The organism is Luteibacter sp. TLI7-4A (assembly GCF_056754745.1).
Genome location: NZ_JBPGWO010000001.1, coordinates 1,522,390 through 1,541,446 on the forward strand (window position 1 = coordinate 1,522,390; position 19,057 = coordinate 1,541,446).

The 19,057-nt window shown below is 64.6% G+C and carries 7 protein-coding genes; all 7 read right to left on the reverse strand.

Features of this window, described 5'->3' with window-relative positions:
• Window positions 1-16 precede the first annotated feature (16 nt).
• Window positions 17-1,024, reverse strand: a complete 1,008-nt coding sequence (locus ACR9Y6_RS06670; RefSeq protein WP_481280598.1) for a YVTN family beta-propeller repeat protein — start codon at window positions 1,022-1,024, stop codon at window positions 17-19.
• 79 nt (window positions 1,025-1,103) lie between these two features.
• Window positions 1,104-2,450 (reverse strand): PstS family phosphate ABC transporter substrate-binding protein, encoded by a 1,347-nt coding sequence (locus ACR9Y6_RS06675; protein ID WP_481280599.1) that lies wholly within the window; start codon window positions 2,448-2,450, stop codon window positions 1,104-1,106.
• Between the two features lie 139 nt (window positions 2,451-2,589).
• On the reverse strand, window positions 2,590-3,870 hold the full coding sequence (locus tag ACR9Y6_RS06680; RefSeq protein ID WP_481280600.1) for a substrate-binding domain-containing protein: 1,281 nt from the start codon (window positions 3,868-3,870) through the stop codon (window positions 2,590-2,592).
• 268 nt (window positions 3,871-4,138) lie between these two features.
• Window positions 4,139-16,204, reverse strand: a complete 12,066-nt coding sequence (locus ACR9Y6_RS06685; RefSeq protein ID WP_481280601.1) for a filamentous haemagglutinin family protein — start codon at window positions 16,202-16,204, stop codon at window positions 4,139-4,141.
• Complete coding sequence (locus ACR9Y6_RS06690) at window positions 16,201-16,578, reverse strand: hypothetical protein (protein ID WP_481280602.1); 378 nt, start codon at window positions 16,576-16,578, stop codon at window positions 16,201-16,203. The genes ACR9Y6_RS06685 and ACR9Y6_RS06690 overlap by 4 nt, the downstream gene beginning before the upstream one ends.
• A gap of 120 nt (window positions 16,579-16,698) precedes the next feature.
• Window positions 16,699-17,325, reverse strand: a complete 627-nt coding sequence (locus ACR9Y6_RS06695; protein WP_481280603.1) for a hypothetical protein — start codon at window positions 17,323-17,325, stop codon at window positions 16,699-16,701.
• A gap of 9 nt (window positions 17,326-17,334) precedes the next feature.
• Entirely contained in the window at window positions 17,335-19,041 is a 1,707-nt protein-coding gene (locus tag ACR9Y6_RS06700; RefSeq protein ID WP_481280604.1) for a putative porin, read from the reverse strand.
• Between the last annotated feature and the right edge of the window lie 16 nt (window positions 19,042-19,057).

The window sequence follows — 19,057 nt, forward strand, 5'->3', positions numbered from 1 at the left end:
TTTTTCACTGGCTACTTCACCACTGCGGCTGGGTAGCCACCGCGGCGGGAACGCTACCGACATTCACGGTGGCGATCACCTTGTTGGTGTACGGGTTGATGACCGAAACGGTATTCGATCCGGCATTGGCCACATAGACACGACCGGTGCTGTCGCTGACCGCAATGGACTGCGGTGTATTTTCAACGGATACCGTCGCGATCACGCTCTTGTTGAGCGGGTTGATGACGGAAACGGTGTTGTCGACCGAGTTGGAGACGTACACCGGAAGCCCGATGGGGCTCGTGGCGACGGCCTCGGCGCCGTTTCCAGCCGTCAGCGTGGCGGTCACCTTGTTGGTGAACGCATCGATCACGGACACGTTGTTCGAGCCGGCATTGGCGACGTACACACGGGCGCCCAAGGGGCCGATGCCCAGGCCGGATGGCGTGGTTCCGACCGGCACCGTCGCGATCACTTCGTTGGTACGCGAGTTGATCACCGACACGGTGTTGTCGCCGGTATTTCCCGTATACACGCGGGCTCCGTTGGGGCTGACCGCGATGCTGAAAGGTGCGCTACCCACCGGAACCGTGGCGACGACGGCGTTGGTCGCCGTATCGATCACGGAAACAGTGTTCTCGTTGGCATTGGCAACGTACACATCGGATCCATCGGGGCTGACCGCCACGGCCACGGGCGTGTTCTGCACCGACACCATGGCGGTCACGGCGTTCGTGGCCGCGTCGATCACCGAGACGGTGTTGTCCAGGGCGTTGGCCACATACACGCCGGAGCCATCGGGGCTGACCGCGATGCCCAGCGGATTGGCACCCACCGGCACCGTGGTGGTCACGGTATTGGTCACCGTATCGATCACGGAAACGGTGTTGTCGATTTCGTTCGCCACGTAGGCGTTCTTGTTATGCGCCGCCGCGGGCAATGCCATCCCCGCCATGAGCAAGGGAATGGCGCAGCGGGCAGCGGGGGCGAGCCAGCGCTTCGTCGCCTGGCGGTTCTTGATCGTCGATCGTCCGGTCGTCATGAGTGTGATACCTCTGTAATGGATTGCGAGACAAATTAAGCCGCGATGGTTTCAGCCATGAGCGGCTATCAGCGGGTGATCAGATGTTGACGCAAGAGTCGACTTTGGCCTGAGTTAGACCAGTGGTTGCTCTCAGATATGCATAGCCCGTTCCCGCGCCGATGGTCGTCACACCATCCGTGGCGTGATCGGCGTACGCTGAACCGATGAGGCTACGTACGGCGTCGACGTCGATCGAGGTGTTTCCCTTGTTGTTGGCGATCAGGTACGACACGGCCATGATCGGATAGCGTGAGGTGATGTTGGCGTAGCCGGCCGGGTCGACCAAGAGCATGCAACCGGTCTGGCCGAACGGGGTGAGCGCAGCCGTCACCGGACGACCGGTGGTGGCGGTCACGCCGCTGAGAACGCGATCAAAGTTGACCAGGACGGTTAGTGAAGCCGGGAAGTCGGCATACGGATCCTTGCCGCCGACCGTGGCGTACTTGACGTGAGGCGTGATGAACGCGGCAGCCTTCACATTGGCTGATGCCGCATAGCCGATCGTGCCGTCGAGACTCTCGGCCGCGGCAACGACCGACGGGTCACCATTCACACCTAACCATCCGGCTGGAATAGTCGACTTGTACTGGCTGATCACTGTGGCGAACGACTGGTCGACGATGAAGTGCTGGGACGCGGTGCTCATGCCCGCGCAGGCAGCAGCCATATGGTTGGCCAGCGAGAAGCTGGAGCCGCTACCGTCGGAACGAAATACGACCTTGATCGTCGTCGTGTCGCTCGCGTTGCCTGTTAAGTCCGACCACTTCGTGATCGCACCGTTGAACACGCCGCACACCTGCGGGGACGTGAGATTCAACTGGGTCAATAGGTTGTCCTTGCGATAGATCACCGCGATCGAGCCAGCCACCGCCGGGAACTGCACCGGCTCGCCATACTGAGTCCTCTTGCCACCCGGGACGTCGAACCAGTTGTATTCGGTGGCGGACATCGGAGCATCGCTACTCGCGAAGTGCGGATTCACCAGGATGCTGGAAGGCGCACCGAAGCCGATGGTCGTACCGTCGCAAGCACCGATGGCCGTGAGGTGGTTGGTACCGTCGGAGTTGTCGAAGATCTTCTTGCCGTTACCGCTGCCGGTCTGGCAGTACGACACCTTATTGCCAGTGCGCGCAGTCCAGGCGCCAAATAGGGAGGTGCTGCTGACAGCGGCGATGTCCGAGGTCGGAAACGCGGTATTGGCCGACTGCTTGTGAGCGGGGCTGAGGAAATTGAAGCCAACGTATGCCCCCGCCGGTAGCGTCGCTCCACCACCGAACACATCCGTGCCCATGGCAGCACTAGCGACCGAAAAACCAAGGACCAACATGACCGAAGCCGTCACGAACCTCGTGCGGCCGCCTTCCATAGCAATGCACTTGAACATTGTATTACCCCTTATTGGTGAGCCTTGCTATGGAGGCATAGCGCTGGCGAACGTCGAATTCCTGCACGCCCCCATCGAGAAAGAAAGGGGTCCTAAGACCCCTTCCCCGTTTCATCCTTGAAGAATCGCAAGTGATTGATCAGATGTTGACGCAGGAATCGACCTTGGCCTGGGTCAACGCGGTCGACGACAGGAACGCATAGCCCGTGTTCGCGCCGATGGTGGTCACGCCGTCCGTGGTGTGGTCGGCATACGCCGAACCGACGAGGCCGCGCACGGCGCCGACGTCGGTCGAGGTGTTGCCCTTGTTGTTGGCGATCAGGTACGACACGGCCATGATCGGATAGCGCGAGGTGATGTTGGCGTAGCCGGCCGGGTCGACCAGGAGCATGCAACCGGTCTGGCCGAACGGGGTGAGCGCAGCCGTCACTGGGCGACCGGTGGTGGCGTTCACGCCGCTGAGGACGCGATCCGAGCTGACCAGGACGGCCAGCGAAGCCGGGAAGTCGGCATACGGGTCCTTGCCGCCGACCGTGGCGTACTTGACGTGCGGCACGGTGGAAGCGGCCGCCTTCAGGTTGGCCGATTCGGCGTAGCCGATCGTGCCGTCGGCACTCTCGACGGCGGCGACGACGGCCGGGTTACCGCTGGCACCCACCCAACCGGCCGGGATGGTCGGCTTGTACTGGCTGATCGCCGTGGCGAACGACTGGTCGACGATGAAGTGCTGCGAGGCCGTGCCGGCGCAGGCGGCGGCCATGTGGTTGGCCAGCGAGAAGCTGGTACCGCTACCGTCGGAACGGAACGCGACCTTGATCGTCGACGTGTCGCTCGCGTTGCCCGTCAGCGCCGACCACTGCGTGATCGAACCGTTGAACACGCCGCAGACCTGCGCGGAGGTCAGGTTCAGCGGGGTCGACAGGCTGTCCTTGCGATAGATCACCGCGATCGAGCCAGCCACCGCCGGGAACTGCACCGGCTCGCCATACTGCGTCTTCTTGCCGCCGGTGACGTCGAACCAGTTGTACTCGGTGGCGGACATCGGAGCATCGCTGCCCGCGAAGTGCGGATTCACCAGGATGCTGGACGGCGCACCGAAGCCGATTGTCGTACCGTCGCACGCACCGATGGCCGTGAGGTGGTTCGTACCGTCGGAGTTGTCGAAGATCTTCTTGCCGTTACCGCTGCCGGTCTGGCAGTAGGACACCTTGTTTCCGGTACGGGCGGCCCAGGCGCCAAACAGCGAGGTGCTGCTGACAGCGGCGACGCCCGAGGTCGGGAACGCGGTATTGGCCGACTGCTTGAGAGCGGGATTGAGGAAATTGAAGCCGACGTAACCACCGGCCGGCAGTGTCGCACCGCCGCCGAAGGTGTCCGTGCTCATCGCCGTGCCAGCGGCCGAAAGGCCGAGGACCAGCATGACGGCGCCCGTAACAAGCTTGGTGCGGGTGTTCCCCTTAGCATTACGCTTGAACATGGTATTACCCCTAGTCGATGAACCTCCATGTGGAGGCATATCGATTATTGGGTGGGGAGTTGTCCCTGTAATGACGTGGCGATGTCGCGATACATGCCAACACGATGACAGCGTTAACGCCTGCATCAACGTTTGAATGATGACACGTGAGATGACAATGACAGCGAAGATGGCGCGTGGGTGACGGTGATCATTCCCACGCGCGCATCATTCATCGCAAGCGGCTGCGTTCGCTATCGGTGAGGCCATCTCCGGCACCTTTGCGCACGACCTGCACGGGACTGTCGGGGTCGTACCCGTTACCGCCGACAGGCGACACGCTGGCACCGCTGTTTGCACCGATCACCTGCACCGAAATGATCGAAGGCAGGCGGTCGCGCGAGTCGGCCTGTTGCTGGCGTGCCACGTCCTCGGCCGCCTTCGTCGCCGCGCTGGCCGCCGAACTGGCCGCGTTCAACGCTCCGACATTGACGCTCTGGACGACGGGAAGGCCGACTGAATCGCCCTTCACCTGCACGTTATCGGCATTGGCCACGTGTGCCGCGGCGATCACGAGATTGCCCGATACACGGATACCGGCGTCACCGGCATCCACCGTGCCGCGCGGTGCCATGAGGTAAACCGAACCCTCGGGCGCATCCGGAACGGTTTGCAGCGTCGCGATGCCGGCACCGGCCACCTGGCCGGACGGGTCCTGAAGGCACCACGCATCCACCGTGCAGAGGTAACGGACCGGCGGAATCTCGCTGTTGGTCTTGGCGCCCTTGCCCGCGTTGATATCGCCGTTCGAACTCCACATCACCACGTCGCCACCCTGCTCGGTGAAAATACGGCTCTGAGCTAGGAGCGTGCTGCGATCGGTGAAGATCGAGATGTCGCCTTGCTGCAGGGTCAGGATGCCTTGCGTATTGGGACCCGCCAGCACCTTGCCGTTCGGGTCCACCACGACCGGTGGCGCCGAAGCGCTTCCGAGCAGCGCCTGGCCACCGGGAGCCACGATCGATATATCGCCACCACGTTGTGTCTGGATCGTGCTTCCGCGGATATCGAGGTCACCGGTGGAAATCGTGTTCGACGCGCCGTTCGTCCCGCCTTCCGTGCCATTGGCCGTATATCCCAACGAGGCCGGGAACAAGGTGTTGAGCGCGTCGTAACCACGCGAATACATGCCGGCGAACGAGCTACCCTCGTCGCCGTAGTCCTTGCCGACTTGCTTAAGGATACGGAAGAGTGTCTGCTGGACGAAGATGGCTTTCGCCTCGTCAGGCAACTGCTGGAATCGCTGCCATGCCTGGTCGACGGTGTAGCCACCGGAGGTCGGAAGACCCGCGTCGTAGCCTTCCACGAAGGAAACCAAGGACCTCGATTCGTCATCCAAACCGCCGGGTTTCTTCGCGGATGGGTCGACGTAGCGGGCAATGAACGCGGCTTGATCCGTGCCATTCGCTACGCCATACGAGACCACGATCGAGGCACCATCACGTGTGAGGTTAGGATTGTAGATATTCCCCACGGCGTCAATGCCGGTGACGTTGCTAGACGATCCCGGCAGCTGCAATCGATTGATGTAGCGGTCTTGCACAAAGCTCGGCAGACCGAAAAATTCGGTCTGCGACGCGAGTCGACCGATATCGCGGCCAGCTTTCACGTAGAGGTAACCGGGCCCGGCGAGAACCAGAACGGGAAATACCCTCGCCGGAGAAAGGCTGACATCGACATCCGCCGTCGTCAGCGGTGTGTCGTAGATATCTCGTCCTGCTGCGATGGTGGAAATGTCGGAAGCTTGCAACTGCTGACCCATGTATGCGAGATCGACGATATCGCGTCCGGCCTGAACTCGGGTTTCCTTTGACGTCGTAAGAAGCATGCCGGCAAAACCACCTCCCGATCCGTTGACGATGTCGCCCTCCAATGCATACATCCGAACCGGCTGCGTGTCGTCGGCGTGCCAGGGTTGCGCGGCATGGATGTAGCTCTGGGTTTCCGGTGAACTCAGCAATTGGACGCCAAGATACCCGTTCGTCCGAACCTGCGCTGCCGCCGACGTGCTTGAATCTACGAGCGACGCCAGGTTCAGAGGCGATGCCATGGACGACAGAGGAGCGTCGATGAGGCCCCAGGAGTAACGCCATCCAAGCCCCGTAACGGGAAAGTCCACACGTATCGAATCTTTTGCGAGGAGACCGAGATTGCCATCCGTGGAAGGGAAAAGCTCACCGGATGCCTTGAGGTCAAGGCTGCCGTTCGCTGCGATCAGATTTACCGTCGCGGGCAGGATGTCACCTGCCGTATCGGCGGTCGAGCTGTTGAGGCTACTGATGCCGGCAATCATCAACTGCAAAGGTGCCGTGAGATCGCCATAGGTGAGGTCGCCGCCATAGGCACTGACGTCGATCCTGGACGAACCCGAATACGACTGGCCGTCCGCATGATGCGCGGACGCAAGTTCGTTCACAGCCGCCGAGTCGAGCCAGGAGGGATTGAAGATGCCGCCCAGGCTGACCGACCCGCCTGCCTGCACGTCCCATTGGCTGTCCTGCAAGGCAATGAGTGTGGACACGGGCATGGTGCCGCGGCTGCCATCCGGAGCCGTGTAGTTCATTGAAAAATCGGCACCGATACGGCCGTCGGCCTGGATGCTGCCCTGCCCCTTCGCGACGAAATAACTGCCGCTGAGGATGTCGCCACCCGCGCGCACGGCAAGATCGCCGCCGCCATGGGTTTGCAGCGAGCGGCTGCCGTCGCCGGCTGTCGCGATCGTCCAGGTCGTGGGCAAGGACACCGAAAGCTGGCGGATGTCACCACCAGCCGACACGTCGACATCACCGCCCGCACTCATGACTCCTTGGTCGAACGCACCGAAGTTGATCGACGATCGCGTCTCGGAGTTCGTCGTCTGCATCCACGGCCACCAGTACTGCGCGGTGGATGCACCCGCGGTCCCAGTCAGCGACCCGTCGGCGTCGACGGTGTCCTGTAAACCGATGATGTCACCACCCGCATGCAGTCCGATGCGACCCGCGTTGACCGGGTTGACCGCGCCGGAAAGCACGAGTTCGGGCGTCGCCGAGTCGATGAGGTTGCCGTTGGTCGAGGGCCTGAGGATGGATGCGCCCGTGTCGGTCTGGGTGCCATCGGCCGCCTCGCCCGCGGTGTACACGGCGGCTGGGGCTTTCGTATCGTCCCACCGCACATCGCCCGCCGCGACGATATCGATATCGCCCGTACCGGTGCGGACCAGCGTCGGTGCGGCGAGAACCTTGCCGGTGATGGGGTCGTGATACTCCGTGTGGCCGCCGAGGTGAAGGTTCGCGACAGCACCCGCCATCGTCGCCAGCGGGTCCGACGACCCGAGGTCCGCACCCGCGACGAAACGATACGAACTGCTCGATCCACCGGTGAGGCTCGCACTCAGCAACGGTAATGGGTTCGTGCCTACGGCATGCGGCGACGGGCTGTTGTCCACCGGTGCGCTGGTATCGATGATATCGAGGGTGGTTGGCGGAGCAACGAGTCCCTGGAAATTCTCGGGCACCCCCAACGAGCCGAGATAGTCCGAGGCGGCGATCGCTTGCGGAAGGTATGCCTTGTACGCAGCCAAGTAACCCACGTAACTATTCATGTTAGTGGGCAGTGCCGGTGGCGCGGGCGGATTCGTCACCGGCACGAGGATGCCGTAGCCGAGACCGGTAAGAATGACGTCCGCCGGATGATACGGATCGAAGCCGGGAATCGCAGAGGACAGGTAGGTCGCATATGCCACGTACTGCCCGTAGTACTCGGCGATTGCCACCGGATCGCCCGAGGTGAGCTCCACGGGCGGCGTCGCCAGGGGGCTTCCATCGAAGGCATTGGGCGTTCCGTCGATGCCATTGCCGAGGTCGAGCACCGTGGTCCATGCCGCGCTTGCCGCCGCCCAGTCCGCCATGTCCGGCGTGGCACCGGCGCCGCCGCCGGCATTGCCGTCCTGGAAGAACCCATCGGTGATGCTCGCATAGACATTCAAGTCGCCCGCCGCACGCAGGCTCAGAACCGGCGCCTGTCCCTGATAACGATAGACGAGGTCGAGATTGCCATTGGCGTCACGCTTGCCCGCGCCCAGGTTCCACGGCGTGAGCACGTCGATGGTTCCCGCGCTTCCGTTGTCGTCACCGGCACGCAATTCGATACCTGGCCTGACATGCAACCCAGGAGCGGCGGATAGGCGCGATTCGAAGGTAAAGCCAGGAGACTGGACGAAACCCATGAGCGTGCCCGCGCCCTGCGCCTCGTCACCGCCGGCGTAGCCGTAGAACGTGGCGTGATCCGTGTTGATCGCGGCGGGCGTGAAGGTATAACGCGAGAGGAAATCCATGACCTGGGCGAAGTCGGCCGGATCGGGACCCGTCACCGCTCCGCCGTTGCCGTCCGTGAAGACGCCGTCTACCAGTACCGCCTTTCCCGTGGTCGGGTCAGCGCGGAACCAGCCCGATGGATCGACCAGGCCATCGAAGTGCTTCGTGGGGTCGGTCACTACGTCGCGCGTGTCCCAGGTGGCGTAGACCTCCAGCGTCGTGTCGCGCGTATGGGCGAAGCTCGCGCTTCCAGCGATATCGACCGGCGTATCGCCGTTGGACAGGAGCGGTGCCCGCAGATAGAGGCGGCCATTCGCCGTGTCGCCACCTTGCTCGATGCGCGCGCCGGCGCCGATACGGATATGTCCGGCATCGGCGGCGTCGACATTCTGGTAGCCATACTGGCCATTCAGCGATCCGTTGCCCGTACCGGAGGTTCCTATCTGGATATCGCCACCGTGCCGTCCTTCCGCCGAGGCGTGGGTGTCGAGGACACCGTCGATATCCACGCCACGTGCACCGAAGAGATCGATGGACCCACCAAACGTACCCGATGCATCGATGGTTCCACCGATACCGATGCTGCCGCCGTCGGCCGTGAGGTCGACGAGATGGGCACGAAGTGTCTGTCCCGCGGAAAGCGAAAGATCGCCCTCGCGTGTGCGCACCGATACGCCGCCGTCCACGCCGCCCGCGGCCATCGCCCCGGCCAGCGAACCCAGGTCGAACGCACCGGCGGAATCGATGGACAACGTGGCGCCCAGGTATCCGGAAGCCGCCGCCCCACTCAGGTTGCCCGAGAGATCGACCATCCCGGATTCCGCGCGAAGGTCGAGCCTGCCCCCGTTGCCACCCTTGGTGCCGCCGCGCAGGTCGATGTCCGCACCCGTGTCCATCCGGATATCGCCCTGGTCCGCGCGGATCGCGAGCGAGCCTCCCGGTACGTTCACCGTCGTGTCGTTGAATGGCAACGACAGGCCGGAGAGGTCGATGACCGCTCCGTCATCCACGTGGATATCGCCGGTGGTGGCGTGGAGGCTGAGCTTCCCGCCACGTGCCGACACACGCGTGCCCACGTCGATCGCCGCCGCCTCGATCTCCAGCCTGCCCGCCGCCGCATCGGCACCGCCGACGTCACCTTGTGCGGGTCCCGTCAGCTGGAATGCTCCTTGACCCGTCCAATGTGCGTCGGCACCATTGTCCACCGACACCAGCGGGGTGACGGCGGCGAAGTTGGCCGCACCCGTGTTCAGGGTGCCCGTGCCCGAGGCGAACATGCCACGGCCGGCACGAACGTCGACACCGGCCAATCCACCGAACGTGAGATCGCCGTTACCTGTATGAAGATCGCCTGCGTCGATGCGCAGGTGGCCACTGCCCGCCCCGACGGTTCCCGGGGCCACGCCCGTATCGTTTTCCAGCACGACGCTGTCGGCACCGAGGACAGCCTGTCCGCCGTCACTGACGATTTCCGGCGTACTCAGGGTCAATGCGTGCGAAACGCCGAGGGCGACGTCGCCGACGAGATCGATACCCGACCGGCCACGCAGCACCGTCATCTCGGTACCGGCGAGCTGGGCCAGGATATGCGGGCCGATGAGAAGACGGCCGGCCTGGTCCTGCGTGGATGGATCACGGCCCGAAAGTGCGATACGCCCGGCCGTCACGTCGATGGACGGTGAAGCCAGGGTCGCCTGGTCCGCGATCGACGTGAGACCGGTCGCATCCATGCTGATCGACTGTCCCGATACCAGGGACGCGCCGTCGCCTATCGTCAGGTTGCCAGCCGGTGCACCTGCCGCGCCGTCGAGCCCGGTGACGTTGCGGCGGACGATCGGGGCGGCATCCGTTCCGGACACGCGCACCAACGCGCCGTCGCCGCTCGTCGCCGTGGAACCGCTCGTCGCCAGGTTACCGATCAGGAGGGCGGGAGACGGCGCGTCCGTCGATGCGTTGGCCCGAAGCGAGCTTCCCGCGTCGAGCGTCACGTTGTCCTTCGCGGCGAGAATGACCTCCGAACCCTGCAACGCGTGTGCCACATCGTTGGAAAGAAGCACGTCGTTTGCGATGACCGCCACCCGGTCGCCATCGGATTCGCGGCTGCGCTTGCCTCCGATCAACAGGCTACCCGCTCCAAGCTGCGACAAGTCCCCTGCATCGACATGCAGGTAACCGTCGCGGGCCACGCCCGTGCCGCCGAGAACCTGGATGGCATCCCCTGCGATGTCCACCTGGGAACCGCGTCCGCCCGTTGCGGGAGCCGCGTCCAGCGTCGCACCCAGGGTCAGCGACGATGTCGCCGCCAGTGTCAGGCGCCCCGCATCCGCGCCGAGTTGCGGCGCGACGTCGCCCGCACGTGCCGCGGCATCGGCGAAGAACGTGTCCGCCGACGTCAGCGAGTATTCCGAGTACTGGCCCCAGACCTTCGCGGACTGCACCAGGAAGCTGCTCGAACGCGCGTCGCGCGCGCCGGTGAGCGTATCGGTGAAATAGCCCGACGCGACCACGGTGCCATCGGGCGCCGTCGCCACGCGTCCGACGACGGGATCGGACACGCTCGTGTTCTGCACGACGCGGAACGCGCCGGGCAAGGTCGCATAACGGGCCGGAAGCAAGGTGTAGACGCCGTCCGGCAGGCCGGGCACACCGGAAAGGTAGACGCCCTGCCCCATGGCCGGACCCACGCCCGTGCCATTCTCGAGCGCGAGGTCACGCGCTGACAACGGAGCGTGATAGCCGGGAACGATGGCGTAGACGGCACGGCCGTCGCCGTACAACGGAACCTGGGTGCCCTGCGTGGACTGACTGAAATCCGTCTGGTACTGAGAAAGCACGTCGCGCGAGCCACCGGTACCCGGCACCCACTCGCTGGCCTGCACATGGCCGCCACCGGACAGGTCCACGCGCGCTCCACCGTCCACCGCCACGTTGTCGCCTGCGATGGAGATGGATTTCTCCGGCGGCGCGGTGATCAACCGGTCCGCGAGCGCGTTGGGCACGTCGTAATGCCAGTCCTTGCCATCGACCGTGCTGCCATACGGCACGACGGCGCCATCGAGCGACACCGACGTCACGCTGCCCGGGGCGAGGTGAACCTGCCCGGTCACGCCGAGCGGGACCGACGCGTCGAGTCCGAGCGCGGCGATCGTCGCGGCGGGATCGTCCGTGCCCAACGCCAGCGATCCGGAGGGGACCCACAGCGTTCCCTGCTGTTCGATGGTGTCGGCACCCACCGCAAGCACGCCGCCTGCGGAAAGCGGCGTCGTGTCGTCGCGCTGGGATGCCTGATGGAAGGTGATGGTCGTCTTCGCGGACGGGTTGGTCGCATCGACGAGGAAATGGTAATCGGTGGCGGGATAGACACGCGTGCCGGTGAAGTCGAGGTCACCCGTGCTGTAGAGCCAGCCTGCTTCGGTACCCGAGAGCGGATTGATGAAACGAACGTCACCGCTGGAGTTGAACGACGCGTTGCCCATACCGGAAAGCGAGATGCGCCCGCCGAGATCGATGAAGTCCGCGTTGACCGTCAACCTTCCATCACCGGTGGCCGCGCTCGGCCGGTCGACCGTCTCCGCGCCGAGAAGCGACACGTAAGGCGCCGAGAGGGTCACGTCGCCGCCGTCACCGACGACCGTGACGGCGGAAGGTACGGCTCGTGCGTCCGCCCCGGCGGTCGTCAACGTGCTCGCCTGCACCTGGATGCTACGGGCCGTCCGAAGGGCGACATCGCCCGCGAAAACCACGCTGGCCGGCTTCACCGTCGTGTCGTGGTCGACGAACGAACGGCCGATCAGCACATCGTCGAGCCCGGCACCTTCGAGCCTGTCGATGGCGAAACGCAGGTTGCCGTCGTCTGGCGAACCTGGATCTTTCAGGGCCAGAGGGTCGGCGTCGACGGGAGCGAACCAGCCGCTTTGCTGGATGAACAGAGGCACGTTCTGCCCCGGTGCGAACTCCGCCGGATAGCGTGCGGCGAGGCTGAACCGTCCGCCTCGTGCCGCATCCGCACCACCGTGTCCGTCAATCGAAGCGTCGAAGAAAAGGCCTTTCGCCGCTTCGAGATTGAACGACCCACCGTCGCTCCATACCGGCGTAGGCTGGTATACCGTCGACACCACGCCATTGCGCCGTCCATCGGAGGGAAGGTCGAAGTTGTCGCTGGCACCGGAAAAATCGACGGCCGCACCGCGCTCCGCGACGACATAGGCGTCGGATTGCACTTCGATATCGCCGCCGCCAAGCACGACGCCGGTTCGCTGCACCGCTGGCGTGGCCCCCTGCCCGGGCAGCGCTGGCGCGGTCGGGTCCAGCAGCGACACGCCGCTCGCATCGATGACGCTACCGGCGCCGAGCCATACGCCACGTCCTTCCGACAGCACGTGCGCTCCGCTGCCCAGATTGTGCAGCTGGATGTCGCCGCCCCTGGCAGCCAGCGTTCCGTCGACGACCACCTTGCCGACGCCGCTTAGTGCGATGGTATCGCCGGCACCGACATCGACTCGTGCGCCATCTCCGATGATGACGGAGCCGGTATAGGCCGCGTACTTCCTGTCGCTACCGGGGGCCGGTGCCTGCCACATCTGGTAGAGGCCCGCCTGAAAGGAAATGCCGTCGCCAGCCTGCCGATGCAGGTAGTTATCATAAGCACCGACCTCGCCGATGCCGACGATTCCATCGCCTCCCGATGGCAGCAGCGATGTCCGGCTGCCGAGTGTGAGAAGCGCGGAACGGTCGGCCACCATGTAGGTAGGCCGAACCTCGAGGGCGGTGCCCGGCGCGACGACGACATCCGTGTCGGCAACGAGGTTGTAGCCCGAGAAACCCTGCCCACGGAAGAACGACGGGTCGAGGTACATCGTCCACGCCCCGTCGTCGTCCTGCGATGTTCCACCCACCTGGATTCGGGGCGCATGCAAAGTGAGCGTCCCGCCGCCGGAGAATCCGCCGCCAACGAGGGTTCCGTCCAGCAAGATGGCGCCGCCCAGCAGATCGGCGGGGGTCGCGGTGAATGCGTACTTGTTCATGCCGTCATCGGTATGTGTCGCCACCGTGACATCACCGCCCCGTCCGGCAGGCAGGTCGCCCTCCATGGCAAGGCGCCCGTCGACACCGACATAGCCACCGCCAGAGACGTCGATGACGCTGCCGCGTTCCATCGTGATGTCGGGCGTGATATCCGTGGACGGCTCGCCGCCCTTCCAGGCCGACAACGTCACCGAGCCGCCGTCGATGAACGCGCGGCCCTCGATCCCATCGGCAGGGCGACCCGTATCGTTCACCCAGAGCCCGCTCGTGTCCAGGCGCCCTCCACTTCCCACGTTGATGAAGGTGGGAAGATTGTCGGCCTTGATTCCCGCCTGTCCACGCGACCCGAGTGTGATGCTGCCACCGTGCGTGACGATGGCCCCCTCTATATCGACGCTCGTCCCGGCGATGTCGACCTCGCCACCATCGGCGAGATGCAGGGTGGAGCCTTCCTTCAACAGCACCGCACCCGGTGTACTCAGCTTGAGCCGGCGGAAGCCCGCGTTGTCGATCATCGCGGTCGAAAGCCGGAGCCAGTAGGACGGATTGTCCGGGTCGGTCGGATCGCCGTTTCGTGCGGGAAGCGTGCTGTCTTCGTCGAAGTCGGGAACGAAGGCCTGGATCGGCTGGCTTCGGTCTTCGATCAGGTAGTTGACCGCTACCGACTGGCCGATGTTGACGCTGTCGCCCACCGAGGCGAGGTCGCGCGAACGGATGTCGAGCGTACCCGCCAGCGGCTGGGAACCGTTAGCGACCTGCTCACGGCCGGCATAGGCGTGCGCACTGACATCGCCATCGATGATGAACTGGTAAGCCTGACTGTTATCCGTGCTTAGTCCAAAGGAAAGCGTGCCGGCGTCTCCGCCCTTGATGAAGCCGGGGTCCCAGCGCTTCGTGTTCGCCAGCAGCGGGCTGGACACGAAGGATTCGGTCACTCCCCAACGAGCGTGCTCGCTGTCGAAGACGCCTGCGAACCCCGCGTATTGAACGTCGGGATCGGCGGCGGCGATGTCATAGATGAGCCCGTTGGCACCCTGCAGGCGAGGTGTCTGGACGTAGCCCGGCAGGTAGTTGATGAAACCGCCTTCCAGCCGAAGCTGGGCGCCCGTGCGAATGACGGCATTGTTCTGGAAAGCTATCGTGCCCGCATTGATCATCAACTGCTGGATGTCACGTGGCACGTTGCTGACGTAGCCAGCCACGTTGAGTACCGGGCTTCCCACCCAGTCCAGCCCGTCCGCGCGCGTGCCGCCGCGCGACGTATCGACCGCCACGTTCTTTGCCGTGTAGAGGAAGCTGTTCTTGAGCAGGGGAGAGTTGGCCAGTTCGTTCAGGCCGATACGTGGAATGGTCACCAGCAAAGCGGACATCGGCAGGGTGACATTGGCAAGCCCGGAGACGTCGATGGTCGCGCCATCGTCGATATAGGCATCCCGTGAGAACGTCACGTGGCCTGCCGGCACCTCCATCAATGCGCCGCTCTGCATGACGGCATCGAGCCCGACGTCCACCCTGCTGGTCACGAAGGCCGCGTCGGCCGATGGTGACGAGGTCGTGGTTTCTCCGTCTTTCTCGGGAAGGACCGTGGTGACCGAGCGGCCACCAAAGACGATGGGTTTCGCGGCACCGGTCACGAGGCTGAAGGAAATGCTTCCCGGATGGCTGAGGCTGGTGGAACTCACCACCACGCCCGCCTGCTCCATCGCATCGCCGATCCATTGGATGCTCCCGCGACGGGCCTGGACAAGGCCTGTATTGATCACCTCCATGTGCGGATCAAACAGCGACGTGGAAGACGTTTCGCTTGCCCCCACCGCCAGCGCACCCGTCGAGTTCGACTTTGCGACGAGACCCGGTGCCGCGGCGAGGATTACCTGCCCGTCGTCCGCGGTTATCCGGCCATCCTGCTGGACGCCGGTGGCGGCGACGATGACGAAGCCGTCCTTCGCCGCGTCGATGGACGCACCCTTCTCGACCGTGACTACGCCACGGTGGTCTTCGCCGTGGCCTTCCACTGCCCCACTCACCAGAAAGCCCTTGACCCCTCCGTCGGGGCCGAGGATGTTCTCGTTGTCCTGCGTAGCTCCGATACCGTTCTTCAGGAAGAACGCATTGCTCTTCGTCACGTCGTTGCTGAACAGATCCAACGAACTTACGATCAACGAATGCGTATCCACCTGCGCACCGCCGCCGAAGATCATGCCGTTGCGGTTGAGCAGGTAAACCGTACCCTCCGCCTTGATCTGCCCGAGGATCTCGCTCGGCTTCCCCGACGGGTCGTTGACACGGTTCAGCGCGATCCACTGGTTGCTGCCATCCGTCCGCGTACCGGCGGTCTGGTCGAAATGCACGGTCGTATGGCGGCCGACGTTGAACGTCTCCCAGGTCATGATGGCCTTGGGCGCGTTCTGCTTGACCTGTACCGTGGTCTGCCCGCTCGCGACGGACTGTGTCGGCGCGTTGGCGTTCTGCCACAGCGAAGGGTCCGTACCGGCGTGGCTGTCGACCTGCAGGCCACCCTTGCCCAGGCCGTCGGGCACGTTGGAGGCCAGCGCCTGGGCGGCGGCCTGGGCGCTCTTCTGCGCGCTCATCTGCGCGGCCACGGCCTGCGCGGCGGCATCGAGGTTGGCGATCGACTGCTGCACGCGTTGCTGCAGCATCACGTTGCCGGGCGTGAAGACGTTGCCCCCGTTACCCGTCGCGCCGCCGCCCGGCGAAGGCGTGGCCGGCTGCGTGGCACCCGGCTGTTTGGTGGCGAACCACCCCGGGCTGAACGCCGGCGGTGTCGCCGCATGCGCGGCGCCACCGAACAACGCCAGCGCGATGAACTGGCACATCGCGCGGCGACGCAAGGCCGGGCGTGGCTTGACCGCGTTCGGGTGACGCGTGTCGCTGGGGGTCTTCGTACGAACGATCATGAGAAATCACCGGTCATCGTCGCCACTTCATCATTGAGTTCAGGCAGCGCGGCGAGCTCTTTCAGCTCCTCGACGCTGAGTTCGCGCAGCACCGACCGGATCGCCAGGCGGCGTCCGTCGTGCAGCCACGCGTTGAGCACGCTGGCGATCGCACGGATCGTCGGCAGCGCGGTATCGTCCAGTTGGGGCTTGCGGTGGCGCAGTCGGTCTTCCACCGCGTAACGCACTCGCGACCCGAGGAAGGCCGAGGATTCACGCAGGAGCTTTTCCAGCGCCTCCCGAGAGCAGCGATCCATCAGCACATCCGCCGCCCTGCCTTGCCGGGCCGCGTACAGCTGCCGCAGCATTTCAGCGAGCGCGTGCATGCAGCTCATGCCACAGGTCCGTGCATCCACCTCGGCGCGGGCACGTGACGGCCGCGGCCTTGGCGCGCGGTACTCGGGCAGCGACGAAAGCTCATGATCGGGATACATGGACTGCCTCGCGATGCGGTGTCATTGCCCGGCCGACGCCTGGCCGGCGCGGGGATCGAAACGCTGTTCGTAAAGCCGGTCGCCGAACGACTGCGCCGCCGCCTCCAGCTTCACCCGCGACTTCGCGGCGAATGGCTGGCGCGAACCGACGATGTCGCCCATATCGATGTTCTCGTAGGCCGCGATCACTTCCTGGCCCACGCGATACATCTGTACGTTGCGGGCGGTGCAGGCATCCACCTGCCCCTTCGCCGCGTCGAGTTCCCTGGCAAGCCGCGCGCGCTCGGCTTCCGCCGTGCGCAGCGCGACCGCGGACGCATCCATGTCTGCCTTGCCTCTTTGCAGGCTGGCCTCCGCCGCCTCGCGACGCTGCCGCTCCGTGGCCAATGCGCGGCTCGCTTCCGGCGACATGGCCGACGAAGACTTCGCCCCCGCGCGCGCCGTCTCGGCTTCCTTCTTCGCGTCGTCGCGCTCCTTCTCCAGTGCGGCCTTCTCGGCGGTCCACTGCGATTGCTGCGCCTGGAGCTCCTGCAATTGCGTGCGCGTCTCGCGCAGCTGGTCGCGCATCCGGCTTTCCAGGCTGGCGGTCTGTGCGAACGCCTGGGGCAGCACGGAGAACAGCGCGATGGCGATGAGGGTGCGTTTCATGTCGCCTCCTTAGAACCGGGCATTCATTTCGAGCTGGAAGACGTCGATCGACAGCGGCGGCCCGAACACTTCCTTCGCGTTGAAATAGCGCGCGCTCAGCCAGGCATACGGCGAGATCCCGTAGCTGCCGCCGAGGATGAAGCCCTTGGCATTGGTGCCACCGAGGTGGAAGTCCGTATCGGTCAGGCCGTCGAGCGTCGCGTCCGGCTGCAGGTACTTGTAGGCAAGGGCCACGTTCCAGTCGCCGGCCGCATGCGGATTCACATCGCCGAGCGTGGCCCGGACCATCCAGCCGACGGGGCCGCTCTTGTAGGTGTTCTCGCTGAAGTCGCCCGCGCCGAAATTGTTGACCAGGCGGTTCAGCCCCACCCCCGGACGGAAAGCGTCCGCACGGTGATAGGCCATGTTGCGGATGTAGTCGGCCTCGAGACGCAGCGGCGTATCGGCCACCTTCATGTCCAGCTGCGTGTTCACGTCGGCCACGTGGTAGTCGTAGACCAGGCCCACGAACTGCGGCTGGGCATAACTGCTGGGCGAGTTCGGGTCAGGCACGATGTCGCGGATCAGGAACAGCGAATTGCCCTTCTGCATGAAGGCCGAGCGCGTCGCGTCGGTGTCGCAGAAATTCACGCCGAGGTAGATCGAGCACGGGGACGACAATTCGCCACGCATATGGTCGAAGCGGTAGTAGGCGAGCGCCAGCTTCCACTGCGTATCCTCGTTGAAGCGCCACGTGCCGCCGAGCTGCGCGCCCGTCATCCACTTGTCGCGGCTCGCGTTCTTGATGCCCTGCTGCGAGGGGAAGTCGTCGGCCTGGTACTCGATCGGGAACATTCCGACGTTGGCGAACGCGCCGATCTCGTCGGTCACCGGCACATTGAACTTGCCGACGATGCCGTCGAAGTTCAGGTCGTTGGAATAGACCAGGTCGGTGCTCATGAAGGGATTGGGCATGCGTCCGCCGATCACCTGCGCCCAATCGGTCGGCTTCCACGCCAGCCAGGCCTGGTCGAGCCAGAGGTCCTTCTTGGCCAGGCCGCCACCGAGGGTCTGCGTGGTGGAGACCGGATTGTTGTCGTTGCCCGTGCCGATGCGGATGCCCGCGGTCACGTCGTTGCCCAGGTCCACGTTCACGCCCAGCCGTGCGCGGATGCGCAGCGAATTGGTGCGGTTCTCCAGGGTGTTGAGCAACGGCGGCGGGTTCGCGCCATTGAGGTCATAGGGACCGGTACGGTTCAGTTGCGCGAAGTCCACGACCGGATAGGCGTTGCCCTTGTCGTAGTAGTGGAACTCGTCGCGCACGCGCATGTCGCCGGACCAGCTGATCCGGTCGAGCCACTCCGGCAGCTTGCCCGGCTCGGCCCAATGCTCCGTCCTGGCCTGCGCGACCACTTCCTGGCGCAGTTCGTCCTTGATCTGGTTACGCACCACTTCCGGCACGTAGGTGACACGCACCTGCCCTGGCGTGGCCGGCGCGGCATTGGCCGTACCGGCCAGCTTCTGCGCCTGGGCGGCCTCGGCGTTCGCCTGCGCGATGAGGCCATCCGCGTCCGACTGCGTCAGCACACCACGTTTCACCAGCAGGCGGACGAGGTTGATCGTGGCGTTGTCCGAGGGCGCGCTTTGCGCATGCGCCGAGCCTGCGAAGATCGCCAGGCCGATGGCGGCGGCCAAGATGGCGCGCGCGGGGCGATGGCGGGCCTTTCCGATGATCATGCGAACTCTCCGGGTG